Genomic DNA, 20270 nt, shown 5'->3' on the forward strand with positions numbered 1-20270 from the left:
CCGTCTCCTGCTTTCGCGGCACTGTCGGAAACCAAGATAGCCCGTGCTGCCGGGAGGGCAAATCACCAGACGGTGAGCGCTGCGTGACCTGCGAAGCCCACGGAAGGCCCCCGAAAGGCTCACGAAAGGTTCAGGCCGCCATCCGGTCAGCTTCCGGCAGCCGCGCGCAGGCCAGCGCAGAGATGACGCCGAGGACGCCCAGCAGCAGGATCGCCTTGTCCACGCCCAGCGCCAGCACTGAGGCGCCGACCGCCCCGGCGATCACCGTCAGCGCGCCGGTCGCCGTATTGCTGAAGGCGGCATAGAGGCCCTTCTGGTCGGCGGGCGCGCCATCCACCAGATAGGTCTTGCGGCCCAGCCGCACCCCGGCCTCGGCGATACCGATGATGACGAACACCAGCGCATAGGCCGCCGGCGTCTGATAGGCATCGCCCAGATGCGGCAAGGCCAGCGCCAGAAAGGCAGCCAGCGTGGCCACCAGGCCGCTCAGGGCCATGACCAGGCGGCTCGACCGGTCGGCGAACAGGCCCCAGAACGGGCTGGAGATGATGGCGGCAATACCGACCGCGATGACGAACAGGCCAAGCCCGCCCAGCCCCTCGCCGACGGTGCGCTGGGCGTGCAGCGCATAGACCGGCATCGCCAGCTCGACTGACAGCAGCAGGTTGCGGGCCAGCAGGAATTTGCGGAAACCGGGCTTGTCGCGCATCAGATGCAACCCCTCGCGGAAGGAATCGAGCGGCGTTTGCCCGCCTTCCTTCGCCCCTTCCTCTTCCGCGATGGCGGCGAAGCACAGCGCGCCCAGCGCCCACAGGATCGCCGCCGCGCCGATCAGCATCAGATAGGGGAACAGGCTCTCAGCCTCGCCCTCCAGCCCCCAGCGCAGGCCGATGCCGGCAGCCAGCGTCAGCGCCCCGCCAATGGCGGCGCGGTTGGCCAGCATGCGGCCCCGGCGGCCCTTCGGCACGGTCTTGCCGGTCACGTCCTGAAAGGCGACGGAGCCGACACCGCTGGCGGCGGAGAACAGCGCCAGCAAGGCGACGATGGTGATACCGGCGGCCATCGGTGGCAGCAGGAGGGCGGCGGGGATCATCAGCAGCAGGCAGAATGCCTGCGTGATGCCGGCAGTGACCCAGGCCCATTTTCGGCGGGCCAGTCGGCGGATGGCACCGGCGGCGGCCAGTTGCGGCAGCAGAGAGCCGGCCTGCTTTACCGGCTGCAGCAGCCCGACCAGGAAGGCCGGCGCGCCCAGCGCACCAATCACCCAGGGCAGCACGAGACCGGGGCTGGCGAGCTGTTCGGCCAGTTTGGTACAGGCGCCGTTCGCGACATTCAGCAGGTAATTGCGCGGCAGCGCCGTGCAGGCGCTGTCGGGAATCGCGGCGCAGCTGCGGTCCGCCGCATCGTCGCCACTCAGAAATTCATAGGCGCGGTCGAGTGTGCTGGGTGAGCCGGCCGGGCCGGCAACTGCCTCGCTCATCGGAATGCCGTGTTCCTAGTTCTTCCCCCTGACGACGAACTCGGGATTGAGGAAGCCAGGCTTGCCATAGGCCAGCGGCGCGCCGTCCATGGTCTCCACATGCCCCCCGGCAGCCAGCACGATGGCGTGGCCAGCCGCCGTATCCCATTCCGATGTCGGCCCGGTGCGGGGGTACAGATCGGCCTCGCCCTCGGCCACCAGGCAGAATTTCAGCGAACTGCCGGCAACCTTCTGGTCCTTCATCGGAACGGTAGCAAGATAGGTTTCCAGCGCCGGATTTCTATGGGACCGGCTGGCGGCGACCGTAAGCCCATCTTGGGGAGCCTTGCGCGCCGTGATCGCATGGCTGCCCGCCTCCGTCTCCAGCCCGGCGCCAAGACCGATGGCACCCCAGTAGAGCCTGCCGGTGACCGGCACCAGGATCACGCCCAGCACCGGCACGCCCTTGTCGATCAGGCCGATATTGACGGTGAACTCGCCATTGCGGTTCACGAACTCCTTGGTGCCGTCCAGCGGATCGACCAGCCAGAAGCGCCCGCCGGAGACATCCGGCCGCGCGCCATCAGCGTGCGATTCCTCGGAGACGATGGGGATGTCCGGGGCGATCTCGCGCAGGCAGGCGACGATCAGGTCGTCGGCTGCGCGGTCGGCGGCAGTGACGGGGGAGCCGTCCGCCTTGCCCTCGACGCTGAATCCGTCGCGGTAGAAGCCGAGGATGACCTCCCCGGCTTCCCGTGCGATCTGCTTCACCGGCCCCAGCAGGGCGGCGAGGTCCGGCGCGCTCACGCCGCGGCCTTGGCGCTACCGGACTGGATTTTCTGCCAGATCACCGGCGCGGTGGCCGGCATGTCGATGTGATCGACGCCATACTCCTGCAGCGCGTCCACAAGGGCGTTGATGACCGCCGGCGGCGCGCCGATGGCGCCCGCCTCGCCGCAGCCCTTGATGCCCAGCGCGTTGGTGGTGCAGGGCACGTTGTGCATGTCGAAATCGACGAAGGGAATCTGGTCGGCGCGCGGCATGCAGTAATCCATGAAGGAGCCGGTGACCAGCTGCCCGGTATCGCCGTCATAGATGGTGTGTTCGTACAGCGCCTGGCCGATGCCCTGCGCCACGCCGCCATGCACCTGGCCGGCCAGCAGCAGCGGGTTGATGATCTTCCCGAAATCGTCAACCACCGTGTATTTCACGAACTCAACCGTTCCGGTGTCGGCATCGATGTCCAGTTCGCAGATATGGGTGCCGTTGGGGAAGGTGGCTGCCGGCGGCTTCCAGGCATTCTCGACCTTCAGGCCCGGCTCCATGCCTTCGGGCAGCTTCGCCGGGTCGCTGGCGGCGGTGGCGACCTCGGCCAGCGTCATGCGGCGGTCGGTGCCGGCGATGGTGAAGACCGCATCCTCGAACTCGATGTCCGCCTCGGCGGCTTCCAGCAGATGGGCCGCCAGCTTCTGTGCCTTTTCCTTCAGCTTCAGCGAGGCGCCGTCCAGCGCCGCACCGCCGACCGGCACGGAGCGCGAGCCGCCGGTACCGCGCCCTGTGGCGATCTCCGCCGTGTCGCCCTGCTTCACCGTGATCCGGTCCAGCGGCAGGCCGAGATGTTCGGAGACGATCTGCGCATAGGCGGTTTCGTGGCCCTGGCCGTTCGACTGGGTGCCGATCAGCACGGTCGCGCCGCCATCCTCGTTCACGCTGACGGTCGCGGTCTCGTCGGAGCCGCCGCCGCATGCCTCGACATAGGTGGACATGCCGATGCCGCGCAGCTTGCCGCGCTTGCGCGCCTCGGCCTTGCGGGACGCTATGCCGTCCCAGCCGGCCTTCTGCATCGCCAGCTCCATATGGGCGGTGAATTCGCCGCTGTCATAGACGTCGCCCAGGGCTGTGCTGTAGGGCATCGCCTCCGGCGGGATGAAGTTGCGCCGGCGGATTTCGTCGGGGCTGAGGCCCATTTCGCGTGCCGCCTTGTCCACCAGCCGCTCGACCAGATAGGCCGCTTCCGGCCGGCCGGCGCCGCGATAGGCATCCACTGGCACGGTGTTGGTGAACACGCCCTGCACATGCACATGCACGGCAGGCGTCTTGTAGAGCCCCTGATACATGTTGGAGCCGGCCATGGTCGGCACATAGGTCGAGAAGTTCGACAGGTAGGCGCCCAGATTGGCAGTAATGTTCACCTGCAGCGCCAGGAAATTGCCGTCCTTGTCCATCGCCAGGGCGGCCTCCGTCACATGGTCGCGGCCCTGGGTGTCGCTGACGAACCCGTCGGAGCGCGAGGCGACCCAGCGCACCGGGCGGCCGATCTTCTTCGCCGCATACATGGTCAGCGCATGTTCGCGGTAGAGGAACAGCTTCATGCCGAAGCCGCCGCCGACATCCGGCGTGACGACGCGGATATTCTCCGGCGCCACCTTGAAGATGTTCTCCGCCAGCAGGCCGCGCAGCGTGTGCGAGCCCTGGGAGGTGGTGTACAGCTCGTAGCTGTCCTTCGCCGCATCATAGGTGCCGATGGCGTTGCGCGGCTCCATGGAGTTCACCACCAGCCGGTTGTTCACCAGCCGGATGCGGGTGATGTGATGGGCCTTGGCGGCGTTCGCCTCGGCGGCCTTGCCGTCGCCCATCTCCCAGTCGAAGCAGAGGTTATTCTTCGCCTGCGGCCAGACCAGCGGCGAATCCGGCGCGGTGGCGCGGCCGGTGTCGGCGATGGCCGGCAGCTCGTCATACTCGACCTCGATCAGCTCGCTTGCGTCCTGCGCCTGCTCCACCGTCTCGGCGACGATGAAGGCGACCGCGTCGCCGACATGCCGCACCGTGCCCTGCGCCAGGATCGGAAAGGGCGGCAGGATGCTCATCGAGCCGTCGATATTCTTGATCGGCACCCGGCAGGGAATGTCGCCGATGCCGTCCTTCGCGACATCCTCGCCGGTCAGAACCGCCAGCACACCGGGGGCGGCCTTCGCGGCGGACAGGTCGCCAATCGTGAAATTGGCATGGGCGAAGGGCGCGCGCAGCACGAAGCCGTGCGCCTCGCCGGGCAGGCGGATATCGTCAGTGTAGCGCCCCGTCCCGGTGATGAAGCGCTGGTCTTCCTTGCGCGTCATCGGCTGGCCGATCCCGAACTGACCCATCTGGATACTCCCTGGCTTTCTACGCGGTAACTGGCTGGAGGAACACGGCGCTGACGCCGGCCCGACTGGGTGGAACTGAAGCGATAATAGGCAAGCGGACGGGACCGTCAAACCCCGCCATGAAAAAGGCCGCACGAAGCGGCCTTTCCCGAAACAGTCAGAGCATGCGGTTTACCGCACCTCGATCTTCACGACCTCGTAGGATTTTGAGCCGCGCGGCGTCGTCACCTCGATGGTGTCGCCGACCGACTTGCCGATGATGGCGCGGGCCAGCGGGGCCTGGATCGACAGGCGGCCAGCGGAAACGTCGCTCTCCTCGGCACCGACGAGCGTATAGGTGGTCTCCTCGTCGGTATCCTCGTCCGCCAGCGTGACGGTGGTGCCGAAGGTCACCTTGTCGTCGGACAGCTTCGAGGGATCGATGATCTCGGCCCGCGAGATCTTGTCCTCCAGCTCCAGCACGCGGCCTTCGATGAAGCTCTGGCGTTCGCGCGCGGCGGCGTACTCGGCATTCTCGGAAAGATCGCCATGTTCGCGCGCCTCGGCGATGGCGCGGATCACCGCCGGCCGTTCCACCGATTTCAGCGTCTTCAGTTCCGCCACGAGACGTTCATAGCCTTCCGCGGTCGTCGGGATCTTTTCCATGTCCCCTCATCCCGTAAGCAAAAAAGTAAAGCGCGGGGCAAAACCGAAATGCCCGCGCGGTCAATATTTACCGCCCGGTCCCGACAGGGTCAGAACCTAGAACGAACCGGTAACATAGGATTGCAGCGGTGCCACTTCAATCCGCCCCGACCGCAGGGCTTCGATGGCTTGTACGGCTGCTCTCGCACCCTCCACGGTCGTGTAATAAGGAATATTGTGGGTCAGCGCGGTGCGGCGCAAGCTGAAACTGTCGGCGATGGCCTGGGCACCCTCGGTCGAGTTGAACACCAGATCGACATGGCCGCTCAGCATGTTGTCCACGATGTGCGGGCGTCCCTCCAGCACCTTCTTCACCCGATCAACCGTCAGCCCTTCCTGCTTGAAGTGGTTGGCGGTGCCGCTGGTGGCGATGATCTTGAAGCCGAAGGAGACCAGCTTCTTGGCAAGAATCGTGGCCAGCGGCTTGTCGTCGTCCTTCACCGAAATGAAGACCGTGCCGGACTGCGGCAGCTCCACGCCGGCGGCCAGCTGCGACTTCGCGAAGGCAAGGCCGAAATCCATGTCGATGCCCATCACCTCGCCGGTCGATTTCATCTCCGGGCCCAGGATCAGATCGACGCCGGGGAAGCGGGCGAAGGGGAATACAGCCTCCTTCACCGCTACATGCTTCAGCGGCCGGGTGGACAGGTTGAAGCCGGCCAGCTTCTCGCCCGCCATGACGCGCGAGGCGATCTTGGCGATGGGCACGCCGGTCGCCTTGGCGACGAAGGGCACGGTGCGGCTGGCGCGCGGGTTCACCTCAAGGATGTAGATGTCCCGGCCCTTCACCGCAAACTGCACATTCATCAGCCCGACCACCTTCAGCCCCTGGGCCAGAAGCCGGGTCTGGGTGCGGATTTCCTCGACGATATCGACCGGCAGCGTGATCGGCGGCAGGGAACACGCGCTGTCGCCGGAATGGATGCCCGCCTCCTCGATATGCTCCATGATGCCGGCGACATGCACGTCGTCGCCATCGGCCAGCGCGTCCACGTCAACCTCGGTCGCGTGGCTGAGGAAATCGTCGATCAGTACCGGATTCTTGCCGGATACCTTCACCGCGTCGCGCATGTAGCGGCGCAGCTGGCTGACATCGTGCACGATCTCCATCGCCCGGCCGCCCAGCACATAGGACGGGCGGATGACGACGGGGAAGCCGATCTCCACCGCGATCTTCTCCGCCTCTTCGGCTGAGAAGGCGGTGTCGTTGGCGGGCTGGCGCAGGCCCAGCTGCTTCAGCAGCTGCTGGAAGCGCTTGCGGTCCTCCGCCAGGTCGATGGCATCGGGCGAGGTGCCGAGGATCGGAATCTTCGCCGCTTCCAGCGCCGCCGCCAGCTTCAGCGGGGTCTGGCCGCCGAACTGCACGATGGCGCCCAGCACGGTGCCGTTGGTCTGCTCGCGGCGCACCAGCGCGATCACGTCTTCGGCCGTCAGCGGCTCGAAATACAGCCGGTCCGACGTGTCGTAGTCGGTGGAGACGGTTTCCGGGTTGCAGTTGACCATGATGGTCTCGAAGCCGGCCTCCGACAGGGCGAAGGCGGCATGGACGCAGCAATAGTCGAACTCGATGCCCTGGCCGATGCGGTTCGGCCCGCCACCCAGGATGATGATCTTCTTGCGGTCGCTCGGCTCGGACTCGCACTCCGCCGGCTCCAGCCCGTTGCCCTCGTAAGTCGAGTACATATAGGGCGTGCGGCTGGCGAACTCGGCGGCGCAGGTGTCGATGCGCTTATAGACCGGATGGATGTCGAGGATGCGCCGGCGCGCGGCAACCTCATCCTCCGACAGGCCGGCAAGCTCCGACAGGCGCGCGTCGGAGAAGCCCATCTGCTTCAGCCGGTGCAGCCCCTGCTTGTTCTCCGGCAGGCCGGATTTGCGGACTTCCGCCTCGGCGGCCACGATCTCCTCGATCTGCCGCAGGAACCACGGGTCGATAGCGCAGGCGTCGTAAATCTCCTCGACCGTGAGGCCGAGGCGCAGGGCCTGGGCGGTGCGCAGCAGCCGGTCCGGCGTCGATTTCGTCAGCGCCGCGACAATGGCGGCACGGTCCACCTGGTCACCCTCGGCGCCCGGAATCTCCACCTCGTTCAGGCCGGTCAGGCCGGTTTCCATGGAGCGCAGCGCCTTCTGCAGGCTTTCCTGGAAGGTGCGGCCGATGGCCATCGCCTCGCCGACCGACTTCATGGAGGTGCTGAGGATCGCCTCCGAACCGGGGAACTTCTCGAAGGTGAAGCGCGGCATCTTGGTGACGACATAGTCGATGGTCGGCTCGAAGGAGGCCGGGGTCACGCCGGTAATGTCGTTGTCCAGCTCGTCCAGCGTGTAGCCGACGGCCAGCTTGGCCGCGACCTTGGCGATGGGGAAACCGGTCGCCTTGGAGGCCAGCGCGGAGGACCGGCTGACGCGCGGGTTCATCTCAATGACAACCAGCCTGCCATCCTCGGGGTTCACCGCGAACTGTACGTTGGAGCCGCCGGTATCCACGCCGATCTCGCGCAGGCAGGCGATGGAGGCATCGCGCATGCGCTGGTATTCCTTGTCGGTCAGCGTCAGGGCCGGGGCGACGGTGATGGAATCGCCGGTATGCACCCCCATCGGATCGATATTCTCGATGGAGCAGACGATGATGCAATTGTCCGCGCGGTCGCGGACCACCTCCATCTCGAATTCTTTCCAGCCCAGCACCGATTCCTCGATCAGCACCTCATGGACCGGCGACAGCCGCAGGCCCTGCTGGACGATCTGCTCGAACTCCTCGCGGTTGTAGGCGATGCCGCCACCCTGGCCGCCCAGCGTGAAGGAGGGGCGGATGATCGCCGGCAGGCCGACATCGGCCAGCGCCGCGTCGGCCGCTTCCATCGACTTGATCAGGCTGCTCTTGGGCGAGGGCACGCCGATGCGGTCCATCGCCTCGCGGAACAGCTGGCGGTCCTCCGCCTTCTCGATGGCTTCCAGATCGGCGCCGATCAGCTCCACGCCGAATTTCTCCAGCGTGCCGTCGCGGGCAAGATCGCGCGCCGTGTTCAGCGCGGTTTGGCCGCCCATGGTCGGCAGCAGCGCGTCCGGGCGCTCCTTCTCGATGATCTTGGCGACGATGGCCGGTGTGATCGGCTCGATATAGGTCGCATCCGCCAGGCCCGGATCGGTCATGATCGTGGCCGGGTTGGAGTTCACCAGGATGACGCGGTAGCCCTCATCCTTCAGCGCCTTGCAGGCCTGGGTGCCTGAATAGTCGAACTCGCAGGCCTGGCCGATGACGATGGGCCCGGCGCCGATGATCAGGATCGAGGAGATGTCTGTACGTTTCGGCATTCTCTTTACTTCCGATCCATCATGTCAACGAAGCGGGTGAACAAATAGTGGCTGTCGTGCGGGCCGGGACTGGCTTCCGGGTGATGCTGGACGGAGAAGACCGGCTTGCCCCTGACCTTCAGCCCCTCGACCGTGCCGTCGAACAGCGAGACATGGGTGACCTCGACATTGTCGGGCAGCGTGTCGGGCAGCACCACGAAGCCGTGATTCTGGCTGGTGATCTCCACCTTGCCAGTCTCGTTGTCGCGCACCGGATGGTTGGCGCCGCGATGGCCGCGTTCCATCTTGCCGGTCTTGCCGCCCATCGCCAGCGCCAGCATCTGGTGGCCGAGGCAGATGCCGAAGACCGGCATGTCGCGCTCGACCAGTTCGCGGATCACCGGCACGGCATAGTCGCCGGTCGCTGCCGGGTCGCCCGGGCCATTGGCCAGGAACACGCCGTCCGGCTCGTGGCGCAATATATCTTCAAGGGTGGAGGTTGCGGGCACCACCGTGACCTCGCAGCCGGCGCTCGCCAGGCAGCGCAGGATGTTGCGCTTGGCGCCGTAATCGATGGCGACGACGCGCTTCTTCGGGCTGTTGAGCGTGCCATAGCCTTCCGGGCGCTCTCCGTCGGCAAAGGCCCAGCGGGTCTCCTCCCATTTGTAGGTCTGCCGGCAGGAGACTTCCTTGGCCAGGTCCATGCCCTCCAGCCCCGGCCATTCGGCGGCCAGCCGGTGCAGCTCGGCAATATCCAGATTGCCGTCGGGCGCGTGGCACAGGGCGCCGTTCGGCGCGCCCTGGTCGCGGATGCGGCGGGTCAGCTTGCGGGTGTCGATGCCGCTGATGCCCGGTAGGTCGTGGCTCTTCAGCCAGTCGTCCAGATGCCGCGTGGCGCGGTAGTTCGACGGGTCGGTCACCGGCGCGCGCAGTACCAGCCCGCGTGCCGGCGGGGTGATCGTCTCGATATCGGCATCGTTGGCGCCGACATTGCCGATATGCGGGAAGGTGAAGGTGATGATCTGGCCGGCATAGGACGGGTCGGTCAGGATCTCCTGATAGCCCGTCATCGAGGTGTTGAAGCAGACCTCGCCCACCTTCGTCGTGGCGGCCCCCAGTCCATATCCCCAGAATACCGTCCCGTCGGCGAGCACCAGCGCCGCCGTCGCCCCCTCTGGCCGGGGCGGGACGTTGAAACCATATTGATTTGGCATCGGGCCTATCCTATATCGAGCGCCCGCGCACCGCAGGAGTTGCGGGCGCACGAATGGCAGCGGCGGGCAAATTGCCGGAGTGATAAGCAAATCGCGTGCCGCCGTCAAGTGTTGAGAAATAAAATTTTCTCAACAAAACCAATGAGTTGGTAATTTTTATCAATTTGCGCGGGACGCAGTTTTGCATTACCGTCGCATGACTTCGCCCCTGAATGCGAGGAACTTAATGCTTCGCCAACGACTTAACGAATCGCTTAAAGAAGCGATGAAGGCGCGTGACGTGCGCGCCGTGTCCACCCTGCGGCTCATCCTGGCGGCCCTCAAGGACCGCGACATTTGCGCGCGGGGCCGTGGCAACGCGGATGGCATCGACGAGGCCGAGATTCAGCAGATGCTGCAGAGCATGGTGAAGCAGCGCCATGACTCGATCGAGATGTATGAGCGCGGCGGCCGCTGCGAGCTGGCCGAGCAGGAGCGCGGCGAAATCGAGATCATCCAGAAGTTCCTGCCGCGTCAGCTCGACGAGTCGGAGCTGACCAAGGTGGTCGAGAAGGCGATCAGCGATGTCCAGCCTGCCGGCGTGAAGGACATGGGCAAGGTCATGGCCTTCCTGAAGCAGAACTATCCGGGCCAGATGGATTTCGGCAAGGCGTCCGGCATGGTGCGTGGCCATCTGACGGCCTGACCGCACATATCTGTTCTTGCGCTGAAGCCCCCGGCCGGTCCGGGGGCTTCGTCTTTTCGTGGCTTATAGTGACTCGCACATCGGCCGAATCGGCGTATGATGGCGCCCGCATCTTGGCACGGTGTCGCTGAACGACGACGAACCGCTTTGACGAACCGCTGGGATTAGATGTCTTTTCCGCCCGAATTCCTGAACGAACTGCGCGACCGGCTGGCCGTGTCGGAGATCGTTGGCCGGCGCGTGCGCCTGCAGCGCAAGGGCCGGGAATTCCAGGGTCTGTGTCCGTTCCATAACGAAAAGACGCCGTCCTTCACCGTCAATGACGACAAGGGATTCTACCATTGCTTCGGCTGCGGGGCGCATGGCGATGTCATCACCTTCGCCATGAACACCGAGGCGCTGAGCTTCCCGGAAGCCATCGAGAAGCTGGCCCAGATGGCCGGCCTGCAGGTGCCGGTCCAGCACCCGGAGGAGCGCGCGCGCGACCAGAAGCGCCGCACGCTGGAAGAGATGATGGAGGCGGCCTGCCGCTGGTACGAGCGCAATCTGCGCCTGCCGGTCGGCAAGCAGGCGATGGAATATCTGAAGGGGCGCGGCCTCGACGAGGCGACGCTGAAACGCTTCCGCCTGGGCTATGCGCCGAACGAGCGCAGCGCGCTGAAGGCGCATCTGGTCGCCGAGGGCTTCGAGGAAGCGCTGATTATCGAGGGCGGGCTGCACAAGCCGGCGGAGGAAGCTTCTGATCGGCCGGGCGAGCGGGCGCGCGGCGCCATCGATTATTTCCGCGATCGCGTCATCTTCCCGATCACCGACCGGCGCGGCCGAGTCATCGGCTTCGGCGGCCGCGTCATGGGCGACGGACAGCCGAAATATCTGAACTCGCCGGAAACCCCGCTGTTCCACAAGGGGCGGGTGCTCTATGGCCTGGCCCAGGCACGCGAGGCGGCGGGCAAGGCCGGCAGCGTGCTGGTCACCGAAGGCTATATGGATGTGATCGGCCTCGCCATGGGCGGTTTCGATTACGCCGTGGCGCCGCTGGGTACCGCCCTGACCGAGGAGCAGATTCTCCAGCTCTGGAAGCTGGCGCCGGAGCCGGTGCTGTGCTTCGACGGCGATTCCGCCGGCCAGCGCGCGGCCGCGCGCGCGGCCGAACGCGCCCTGCCGCTGCTGAAGCCGGGCTATTCCCTGCGTTTCGTCACCCTGCCGGCCAAGGAAGACCCTGACAGCCTGATCCGCAAGCAGGGCTCCGCCGCGATGCGCCGGCTGATCGACGAGGCCGCGCCGATGGTCACGGCGCTGTGGCGGATCGAGCAGGCGAAGCTGCAGAACGAGACGCCGGAACAACTGGCCCTGCTGCGCCAGACGCTGGAGGAGCATGCGGCGAAGATCGCCGACCGCACGGTGCAGGGCTTCTACCGCGCAGCCCTGCTGCGGCAGATGGACGAGGCCTATCCGGCGCTGGCCGGGCTGATGGGGGAGGCGGCGCCGACTCCGGCCGCTGGGGCGCGGCCCGCTGGCGATGCCGATCTTGGCGGCTACCGCCAGGGCTATGGCGATGGCTATGAGGATGGCCATCTACAGGGCTACCGGCGCGGCTGGCGCGACCGGCCGGGCGGCAAGTACAATCCGCGCGCCCGCCGGCGGGAGCCGGAAACCCAGGCCGATCTGGCGGCGAAGCATATCGAGCGCACCGGCAGCCGGCGCTTCGCCTTCGCCCTGCGCTCGCGCCGGTCCGAGCAGATTTTGCTCGCCGCGCTGATCAATCATCCGGCGCTGATCGACGAGTTTTCGGAGGCCGTCTCGCTGCTGCCCTTCGCGGATGCCGAGCTTGACAGGTTGCGGGAGGAGATTCTACACGTCCCCGCTAGCGTTTCCGACCTTGACGTTCCGCATGTCGAGAGCCACCTAATTGCGCAGGGTTATTCCACGGCCCTGGAGCGGCTGCGGTCGCCCGAGGTCGAGGAGACGGCCCGTTTCATTGGCGCCTCGGCTTCTGCCGACAGGGCGCGAAGCGTGCTTCAGGAACTGCTGTCGCGGGCATCCGCGCAAGCCGAACTTGAAGCACAGTTGGCGGAGGCCCAGGCGGCCCTCGCCGGCGAGATGACCGAGGAAAACTGGACGCGCATGGAGTCGCTGAGGCAAGCCTTGCAGGAACTCGTCACCGGCCCGGATTTCGGTGATCAGGCTTTTGCCGACGTGAGTGCGGGATCGCGAAACGGCGGACGCGGGTCCGGTCAGCAGTCTTAGTTGTGGGAATGATGCGGCGGATGCTGGGGGGTGTCCGTTCCGCATATGTTTATCGAGAGGGCAGTAGCGAATGGCAACCAAACCGGCGACGACCGACGATAAGGACGATTCCCGCGACGATCAGAATGATGCGCCGCTGATCGACAATATCGGTGCCGCTGTGAAGCGCCTTATCCAGAAGGGTAAGGAGCGCGGCTATATCACCTATGACGAGCTGAATGCCGCGCTGCCGTCTGACCAGATGTCGTCGGAGCAGATCGAGGACATCATGACCCAGCTCTCCGAGATGGGCGTGAACGTCATCGATGATGAGGACAAGGAAGAGCGCGAGGATCGCGGTGCCGCCGGCGATGACGACGAAGATGTCGTGAAGGGCGGCAATATCGACGATGACGATATCGGCCGCACCGACGACCCGGTGCGCATGTATTTGCGTGAGATGGGCTCGGTCGAGCTGCTGTCGCGCGAGGGCGAGATCGCCATCGCCAAGCGGATCGAGGCCGGCCGCGAGGCGATGATCGGCGGCATCTGCGAAAGCCCGCTGACCTTCGATGCCATCCTGGCCTGGCGCGATGCGCTGCTGGATGGCCGTATCCTGCTGCGTGACATCATCGATCTGGACGCGACCTATGGCGCCGGTCCCGATGCCGAGGAGGCGGAGGGCGACGGCGAGGGCGACGAGGAAGCGGCGCCCGCCGAGGCCAAGGAAAATCAGCCGGAAGGCGAGTCGGAAGAGGCCGAGGAAGGCGACGAGGACGACAACACCATGTCGCTCTCGGCGATGGAAGCCGAGCTGAAGCCGATGGTGCTGGAGCAGCTCGACCAGATTGCCGAATCCTATGGCAAGCTGCAGAAGCTGCAGGAGCGCCGCCTGCTGAAGATCCAGAAGGGCGAGGCGCTGACCAAGCAGTCGGAGGCCAAATACGAACAGCAGCGCTCCGAGCTGGTAGAGATGATGAACAAGATCCGGCTGAACAACAGCCGGATCGAAGCGCTGATGGAGCAGATTTACGAGCTGAACCGCCGCCTGACCGGGCTGGAGGGGCGCATCCTGCGTCTGGCCGAGACGGCCGGCGTGAAGCGCCCGGACTTTCTGAAGGCCTATTTCGGCAACGAGCTGGACCCGAACTGGCTGGAGACGCTGGCCGGCCGCTCCAAGGCCTGGGACAAGTTCCTGACCACCCAGGAAGAAGAGGTGCGCAAGCTGCGCCAGCTGGTCGCCGATATCTCCTCGGAAGCGGCTCTGCCGATCGGCGAGTTCCGCCGCATCGTGCAGACCGTCCAGAAGGGTGAGCGTGAGGCGAGCCGGGCGAAGAAGGAGATGGTCGAGGCCAACCTGCGCCTCGTCATCTCCATCGCCAAGAAATACACCAACCGCGGCCTGCAGTTCCTGGACCTGATCCAGGAGGGCAATATCGGCCTGATGAAGGCGGTCGATAAGTTCGAATATCGCCGCGGCTACAAGTTCTCGACCTACGCCACCTGGTGGATCCGGCAGGCGATCACCCGTTCCATCGCCGATCAGGCGCGCACCATCCGCATCCCGGTGCACATGATCGAGACGATCAACAAGCTGGTGCGTACCAGCCGCCAGATGCTGCACGAGATCGGCCGCGAACCGACCCCGGAGGAGCTGGCCGAGAAGCTGGCCATGCCGCTGGAGAAGGTGCGCAAGGTGCTGAAGATCGCCAAGGAGCCGATCTCCCTCGAAACCCCCATCGGCGACGAGGAAGACAGCCATCTGGGCGACTTCATCGAGGACAAGAACGCCATCCTGCCGGTGGATGCGGCGATCCAGGCGAACCTGCGCGAGACCACCACGCGCGTGCTGTCCAGCCTGACGCCGCGCGAGGAGCGTGTGCTGCGCATGCGCTTCGGCATCGGCATGAACACCGACCACACGCTGGAAGAGGTTGGCCAGCAATTCTCGGTGACGCGCGAACGTATCCGCCAGATCGAGGCAAAGGCGCTGCGCAAGCTGAAGCACCCCAGCCGCAGCCGCAAGCTGCGCAGCTTCCTCGATACCTGAGACGCTGCTTCCGTCATGGATAAAGAGACCCGCCGTACTTTCCGCCGGCGGGTTTCTCTTTGGCGCGGGCGGAATGCGCGCCTCGGTTGACGGCGCCTGTCCCATGCGGGATAAAGCCGGACACGGCGTCTGCCACCTAACGGGCCTGTAGTTCAGCGGTTAGAACCCGCCGCTCATAACGGCGTTGTCGCAGGTTCGAATCCTGCCGGGCCCACCATCTTTCCCCGGACTGTCCGAAGGAACCGTATGCACGGCTGTCTCGACGCGGTGGAACTGGGGCTGGTGTATGGCTGGGCCTGGAATCCGCAGGCGCCGGACCAGCCGGTCAGCGTCGATATCCAGCTCGACGGCGTCAGCATCGGCAACTGTATCGCCGATATCTTCCGGCCGGATCTGCGCGATGCCGGCATCGGCGATGGCCGGCACGCCTTCCAGTTCCGTCTGCCGGCATCCCTGCTGGACAACAAGGTTCATACTGTTTCGGCCCTTATTCCATCGCTGGGCGTGCCCATTGGCCCCGCTCAGCAGGCGTTTCTGGCGGACGAGGCCCGGTCCGTGGTTCCGGGCATGGCGGTGCGGGAACGCCCGAAGCCGCATTATCTGACAATCTGCGCCATCGTCCGAAACGAAGGGCCGTACCTGCTGGAATGGATCGCCTATCACCGGGCGGTCGGGGTGGATCATTTCCTGATCTTCGACAATGAAAGCACGGATGGCAGCCTTAGGATGCTCTCGTCGCTGAGGGCAGCCGGCATCATCGACCTGCTGCCCTGGCCCTCCGCCGCTTTCCCGGAAAACCGTCAGGCCGCCGCCTATATGGGCGCCATGTTCCGCCTGCGCGACGTGACGGAATGGATCGCCTTCATCGATCTCGACGAATTCCTGGTGCCGAGGGAGGCCGCCTCCCTGCCGGAGTTCCTGCGGCTCTATCCCGATGTACCGGCCCTCGGGGTCGGCTGGCGGCTGTTCGGCTCCTCCGGCGCGGAAAGCCGGGAGCCCGGCCTGGTGATGGACAGGTTCCGGCGGTGCGCCCCGCCAGCGCATCCGATCAACCGGCATGTGAAGAGCATCGTGCGGGCCGATTATCTGAAGCGGCCGATCATCCATCTGCACCATCTGGTGGATGGGGTGACGGTGGACGAGCATCGCCGCGCGATCCCGCTGGGACGGGGCGGACAGCATCCGGAGGCCAGCACGGACCTGATCCAGGTCAACCATTACATGACCAAGTCGCGGGCGGAATGGGACGCGAAGCGCCGGCGCGGCCGGGCCGATCTCGCGCTCGACATGCCGGCGCGGGTGCGCTCTGACCGCGAGTTCGAGCTGCATGACCGCAACGAGGTGGAGGATGCGGCGATCCTCCGGTTCCGGCCTGCCGTGCTGGAAGAGATGGGCCGGCTGGAAAAGCTGATCGCGGTGCATGCCGGCGCCGCCATCGAGGCGTGGCGGGAGAAGCCGTCACTGCCCTTGCCGCCCGAGGAACTGGTACAGCTTGTCGGCGGCAGCGACAATTACCAGGCGGTCGGCCGGTCGATCCGCGATGTGCTGGTGCAGCAGGGCGGTCTCCTGCCGACGGACAGGGTGCTGGAGGTCGGCTGCGGCGTCGGCCGCATCGCCCATGCGCTGAGCGAGTATATGGACGCCGCCGGCCGCTATGACGGGGTGGAGATTCACAAGCCGCATGTGGACTGGTGCGCCACCCACATCACCCCGGCCTACCCGAACTTCCGCTTCCACCATGCCGATATCCGGAACGACGCCTATAACCCCAGCGGGGCGGTATCGGCAGCCGACTACCGGCTCCCCTTCGCGGATGGGGCGTTCGATTTCGTCTTCCTGGCCTCGGTCTTCACCCATATGCGGGAGGCGGATATCCGGGCCTATCTGGCTGAAATCCGACGTGTGCTGACCCCGGGCGGCCGCCTGATGGCGACCTTCTTCCTGCTGGATTCGGAAAGCCGTGCCGCACTGGAGGCCGGTACGCCCCGGCTGGAACTGCCCTATCGGACGGACCGGTTCTGGGCGCATTCCGAGGACTGTCCCGAAGTGGCCATCGCCTTCCGGGAGGATATCGTCATGGCGATGCTGGAAGAGGCCGGCCTGACGCTGGACCGGGTGGCGCCTGGCGACTGGGTGCCGCGCGTCGATGAAAGCCTTAGCTATCAGGACATTATTTTCGCGCGTCGTCTCTGATCTTTTCGGCGTTCGGTCAGCGCAAAAGAAAACCGGCCGCCAAGGGTATGGCGGCCGGCTTCCCGGATGAGAGGGATGGCGTCGCTTAGGCGATGTCGAAGCGGCCGGCGTTCATCATCTTGGTCCAGGCGGCAACGAAGTCCTTCACGAACTTCTCCTTACCGTCATCCTGGGCATAGACCTCGGCATAGGCCCGCAGGATCGAGTTGGAACCGAACACCAGATCGACGCGGGTCGCGGTCCATTTCGTCTTGCCGGTCTTGCGCTCGACGATCTCGTACAGGTTCCTGCCCGCCGGCTTCCAGGTGTAGGCCATGTCGGTCAGGTTCACGAAGAAGTCGGTCGTCAGTGCCCCGGCGCGGTCGGTGAAGACACCGTGCGTCGTGCCGCCATGGTTGGTGCCGATGACGCGCATGCCGCCGATCAGGGCCGTCATCTCATGGGCGGTCAGGCCCATCAGCTGCGTGCGGTCGAGCAGCAGCTCCTCCGCACTGACGGCATAATCCTGCTTCAGCCAGTTGCGGTAGCCGTCATGGATCGGCTCCAGCGGCTCGAAGGATTCGGCATCGGTCATCTCGTCGGTCGCGTCGCCGCGGCCGGGCGAGAACGGCACCTCGATGTCGAAGCCGGCGGCCCTGGCGGCCTGCTCGACGCCGACATTGCCGGCCAGCACGATCACGTCCGCCACGCTGGCTCCGCTCTGGGTGGCAATGCCCTCCAGCACACCCAGCACCTTCTTCAGGCGGGCCGGCTCATTGCCTTCCCAGTCCTTCTGCGGGGCCAGGCGGATGCGGGCACCGTCGGTGCCGCCGCGCATATCGGAGCCGCGATAGGTGCGCGCGCTGTCCCAGGCGGTGGCGACCATCTCGCTGGCCGTCAGGCCGCTGGCGGCGATCTTCGCCTTCACCGCCTTAACGTCATAGCCGGTGGGGCCGACCGGAACCGGGTCCTGCCAGATTAGGTCTTCCTGCGGCACGTCCGGGCCGAAATAGCGCACCTTCGGGCCCATGTCGCGGTGGGTCAGCTTGAACCAGGCGCGGGCGAAGGCGTCGGAGAAGGCGTCGAAATCCTTCGCGAACCGCTCCGAGATCGCCCGATAGGCCGGGTCCATCTTCATCGCCATGTCGGCATCGGTCATGATCGGCATGCAGCGGATCGAGGGGTCCTCGACATCGACCGGCATGTCTTCCGGCTTGATATCGATCGGCTGCCACTGCCAGGCGCCTGCCGGGCTCTTCTTCAGCTCCCACTCATAGTTCAGCAGCAGGTGGAAGTAGCCATTGTCCCACTTGGTCGGGTGGGTGGTCCAGGCGCCCTCGATGCCGCTGGTTACGGTGTTACGGCCGATGCCCCGCGTGGTCTTGTTGTTCCAGCCCATGCCCTGCTCCTCAAGGCCGGCCGATTCCGGATCGGGGCCAAGCAGTGCCGCATCGCCATTGCCATGGGTCTTGCCGACGGTGTGGCCACCGGCTGTCAGCGCCACGGTCTCCTCGTCGTTCATCGCCATGCGCTTGAAGGTCTCGCGCACCTGGCCGGCGGTCTTCAGCGGGTCCGGTTGGCCGTTCACGCCTTCCGGGTTCACATAGATCAGGCCCATTTGCACGGCGGCCAGCGGGTTTTCCATCGTCGAGGGATCATCGACGCTGTCATAGCGGCCATCGCTGGGGGCGAGCCATTCCTTCTCGGCACCCCAATAGACGTCCTTCTCCGGGTGCCAGATATCCTCGCGGCCGAAACCGAAGCCGAAGGTCTTCAGCCCCATCGACTCATAGGCGATGGTGCCGGCCAGGACCATCAGGTCGGCCCAGCTGACCTTGTTGCCGTACTTCTTCTTGATCGGCCACAGCAGGCGCCGCGCCTTGTCGAGATTGACGTTATCGGGCCAGGAATTCAGCGGCGCGAAGCGCTGGTTGCCAGTGCCGCCGCCGCCACGACCATCGGCCAGCCGGTAGGAACCGGCGGCGTGCCAGGACATGCGGATCATCAGGCCGCCATAATGGCCCCAGTCGGCCGGCCACCAGTCCTGGCTGTCGGTCATCAGCGCGTGCAGATCCTTCTTCAGCGCCGCGACATCCAGCTTCTTCAGCTCCTCGCGGTAGTTGAAGCCCTTCCCCATCGGGTTGGTCTTGCTGTCGTGCTGGTGAAGAATGTCGAGGTTCAGCGCGTTCGGCCACCAGGACATGACCGAGGTGCTGGTGGCGGTGTTACCGCCATGCATGACCGGACACTTGCCGGCGGCTCCCTTGCTTGGTGCGTTCATCGTTCGTCTCCGACGCTTGGTTTGCGGAATTACGGGAAATTCGTCATTCAGCGCTTGTTGTTCTTGCTGTACGCCGCTTCCTTGCCATCGAAGTATGGTCGAGATGTGTTATAAGATAAAATTGCATTTTCAAATCTGTATGATATGAAAAACTTATGACTGATATCTCCATGAAACAGCTGCGCTATTTCGAGGCACTGGCCCAGCACGGCCATTTCGGTCGCGCCGCCGAGGCCTGCGCGATCTCTCAGCCGGCCCTGTCCCTGCAGGTGAAGGAACTGGAGGAGATCATCGGCGCGCCGCTGGTCGAACGGGGCGCGCGGCAGGTCCGCCTGACCAGCCTGGGCGAGACCCTTGCGGTGCGTGCGCGGGTCATCCTGCGCGCGGTGGAGGAGCTGGGGGATCTCGCCCGCGCCTCGCACCGGCCCTTCACCGGGCGCCTGCGCCTTGGCGTGATCCCGACGATCGCACCCTATCTGCTGCCTTCAGTCATCAACAGCCTGTCGCAGACCTATCCGGGGCTGGATTTGCAGCCGCGAGAATCGACGACGCAAAGGCTGATCGGCGAGCTGATGAATGGAAGGCTGGACGCCGCGATCCTGGCGCTGCCGGTGGCGGAGCCGGCGCTGGCCGCCGTCTCGCTGTTCGAGGAGGAATTCTTCCTGGTCCGCCCGCAGGCCGATGCGGACCAGCCGGTGCCGAGCGCCGAGACACTGCATGACATGCGGCTGCTGCTGCTGGAGGAGGGGCACTGCTTCCGCGACCAGGCGATTTCCTTCTGCAAGATATCGGTCTCGCCGTCGCGTGACATGATCGAGGGCAACTCGCTGTCCACCCTGGTGCAGATGGTCGGTGCGGGGATCGGTGTCACCCTGATCCCGGAAATGGCGGTGCCGGTCGAGACGCGCTCGGCACCGGTCTCCGTCGTCCGCCTGCCGGCACCCCGGCCGACCCGGACCATCGGCATGGTCTGGCGCCGCACCAACCCGCTTGCCGATGAACTCACCCAGATCGCCGATATCGTCCGCGCGGCGGAAACCGGCCGCCTGGCAGCCTGATCGCCCT

Annotated in this window: 12 protein-coding genes and 1 tRNA gene; 6 read left to right on the top strand and 7 right to left on the bottom strand. The window is 65.5% G+C overall.

Features of this window, described 5'->3' with window-relative positions; genetic code table 11:
- Positions 1 to 130 precede the first annotated feature (130 nt).
- The 6 genes from P24_RS05975 to carA all read right to left on the bottom strand — a co-directional run bounded on the left by P24_RS05975 (position 131) and on the right by carA (position 9791).
- Positions 131 to 1480, bottom strand: coding sequence for an MFS transporter (locus P24_RS05975; protein ID WP_008943800.1), 1350 nt, complete (start codon positions 1478 to 1480; stop codon positions 131 to 133).
- A gap of 15 nt (positions 1481 to 1495) precedes the next feature.
- A complete protein-coding gene (gene cysQ / locus P24_RS05980; protein ID WP_008943801.1) occupies positions 1496 to 2266 on the bottom strand; it encodes a 3'(2'),5'-bisphosphate nucleotidase CysQ in 771 nt (256 codons plus the stop codon).
- Positions 2263 to 4602 (bottom strand): xanthine dehydrogenase family protein molybdopterin-binding subunit, encoded by a 2340-nt coding sequence (locus tag P24_RS05985; protein WP_008943802.1) that lies wholly within the window; start codon positions 4600 to 4602, stop codon positions 2263 to 2265. The genes cysQ and P24_RS05985 overlap by 4 nt, the downstream gene beginning before the upstream one ends.
- A 171-nt stretch (positions 4603 to 4773) precedes the next feature.
- Positions 4774 to 5247: a transcription elongation factor GreA gene (gene greA, locus P24_RS05990; RefSeq protein ID WP_008943803.1), complete on the bottom strand. Its 474-nt coding sequence runs from the start codon at positions 5245 to 5247 to the stop codon at positions 4774 to 4776.
- 96 nt (positions 5248 to 5343) lie between these two features.
- On the bottom strand, positions 5344 to 8598 hold the full coding sequence (gene carB / locus P24_RS05995; RefSeq protein WP_008943804.1) for a carbamoyl-phosphate synthase large subunit: 3255 nt from the start codon (positions 8596 to 8598) through the stop codon (positions 5344 to 5346).
- A 5-nt stretch (positions 8599 to 8603) separates the two neighbouring features.
- Complete coding sequence (gene carA, locus P24_RS06000; RefSeq protein ID WP_008943805.1) at positions 8604 to 9791, bottom strand: glutamine-hydrolyzing carbamoyl-phosphate synthase small subunit; 1188 nt, start codon at positions 9789 to 9791, stop codon at positions 8604 to 8606.
- A 226-nt stretch (positions 9792 to 10017) separates the two neighbouring features.
- On the opposite strand from carA, the gene P24_RS06005 reads away from it, so the two are divergent.
- The 5 genes from P24_RS06005 (at position 10018) to P24_RS19100 (ending at position 16945) form a co-directional block, all read left to right on the top strand.
- A complete protein-coding gene (locus tag P24_RS06005; protein WP_040706731.1) occupies positions 10018 to 10476 on the top strand; it encodes a GatB/YqeY domain-containing protein in 459 nt (152 codons plus the stop codon).
- 168 nt (positions 10477 to 10644) lie between these two features.
- Positions 10645 to 12723 (top strand): DNA primase, encoded by a 2079-nt coding sequence (gene dnaG, locus P24_RS06010; protein ID WP_008943807.1) that lies wholly within the window; start codon positions 10645 to 10647, stop codon positions 12721 to 12723.
- 70 nt (positions 12724 to 12793) lie between these two features.
- Positions 12794 to 14752 carry an RNA polymerase sigma factor RpoD gene (gene rpoD, locus P24_RS06015; protein WP_008943808.1) on the top strand — a complete coding sequence of 653 codons (1959 nt, stop codon included), beginning with the start codon at positions 12794 to 12796 and terminating at the stop codon, positions 14750 to 14752.
- Positions 14753 to 14893: 141 nt separating this feature from the next.
- Positions 14894 to 14969, top strand: a tRNA-Ile gene (locus P24_RS06020).
- Between the two features lie 29 nt (positions 14970 to 14998).
- A complete protein-coding gene (locus P24_RS19100) occupies positions 14999 to 16945 on the top strand; it encodes a glycosyltransferase family 92 protein (RefSeq protein ID WP_008943809.1) in 1947 nt (648 codons plus the stop codon).
- Positions 16946 to 17030: 85 nt separating this feature from the next.
- Here P24_RS19100 and katG read toward each other — a convergent pair whose 3' ends face one another.
- On the bottom strand, positions 17031 to 19205 hold the full coding sequence (katG, locus tag P24_RS06035) for a catalase/peroxidase HPI (protein ID WP_008943810.1): 2175 nt from the start codon (positions 19203 to 19205) through the stop codon (positions 17031 to 17033).
- A gap of 155 nt (positions 19206 to 19360) precedes the next feature.
- On the opposite strand from katG, the gene P24_RS06040 reads away from it, so the two are divergent.
- A complete protein-coding gene (locus tag P24_RS06040) occupies positions 19361 to 20263 on the top strand; it encodes a hydrogen peroxide-inducible genes activator (protein WP_008943811.1) in 903 nt (300 codons plus the stop codon).
- Positions 20264 to 20270: the final 7 nt, after the last annotated feature.

The sequence above is a fragment of the Oceanibaculum indicum P24 genome (assembly GCF_000299935.1).
GTDB classification, from domain to species: Bacteria; Pseudomonadota; Alphaproteobacteria; order Oceanibaculales; family Oceanibaculaceae; genus Oceanibaculum; species Oceanibaculum indicum.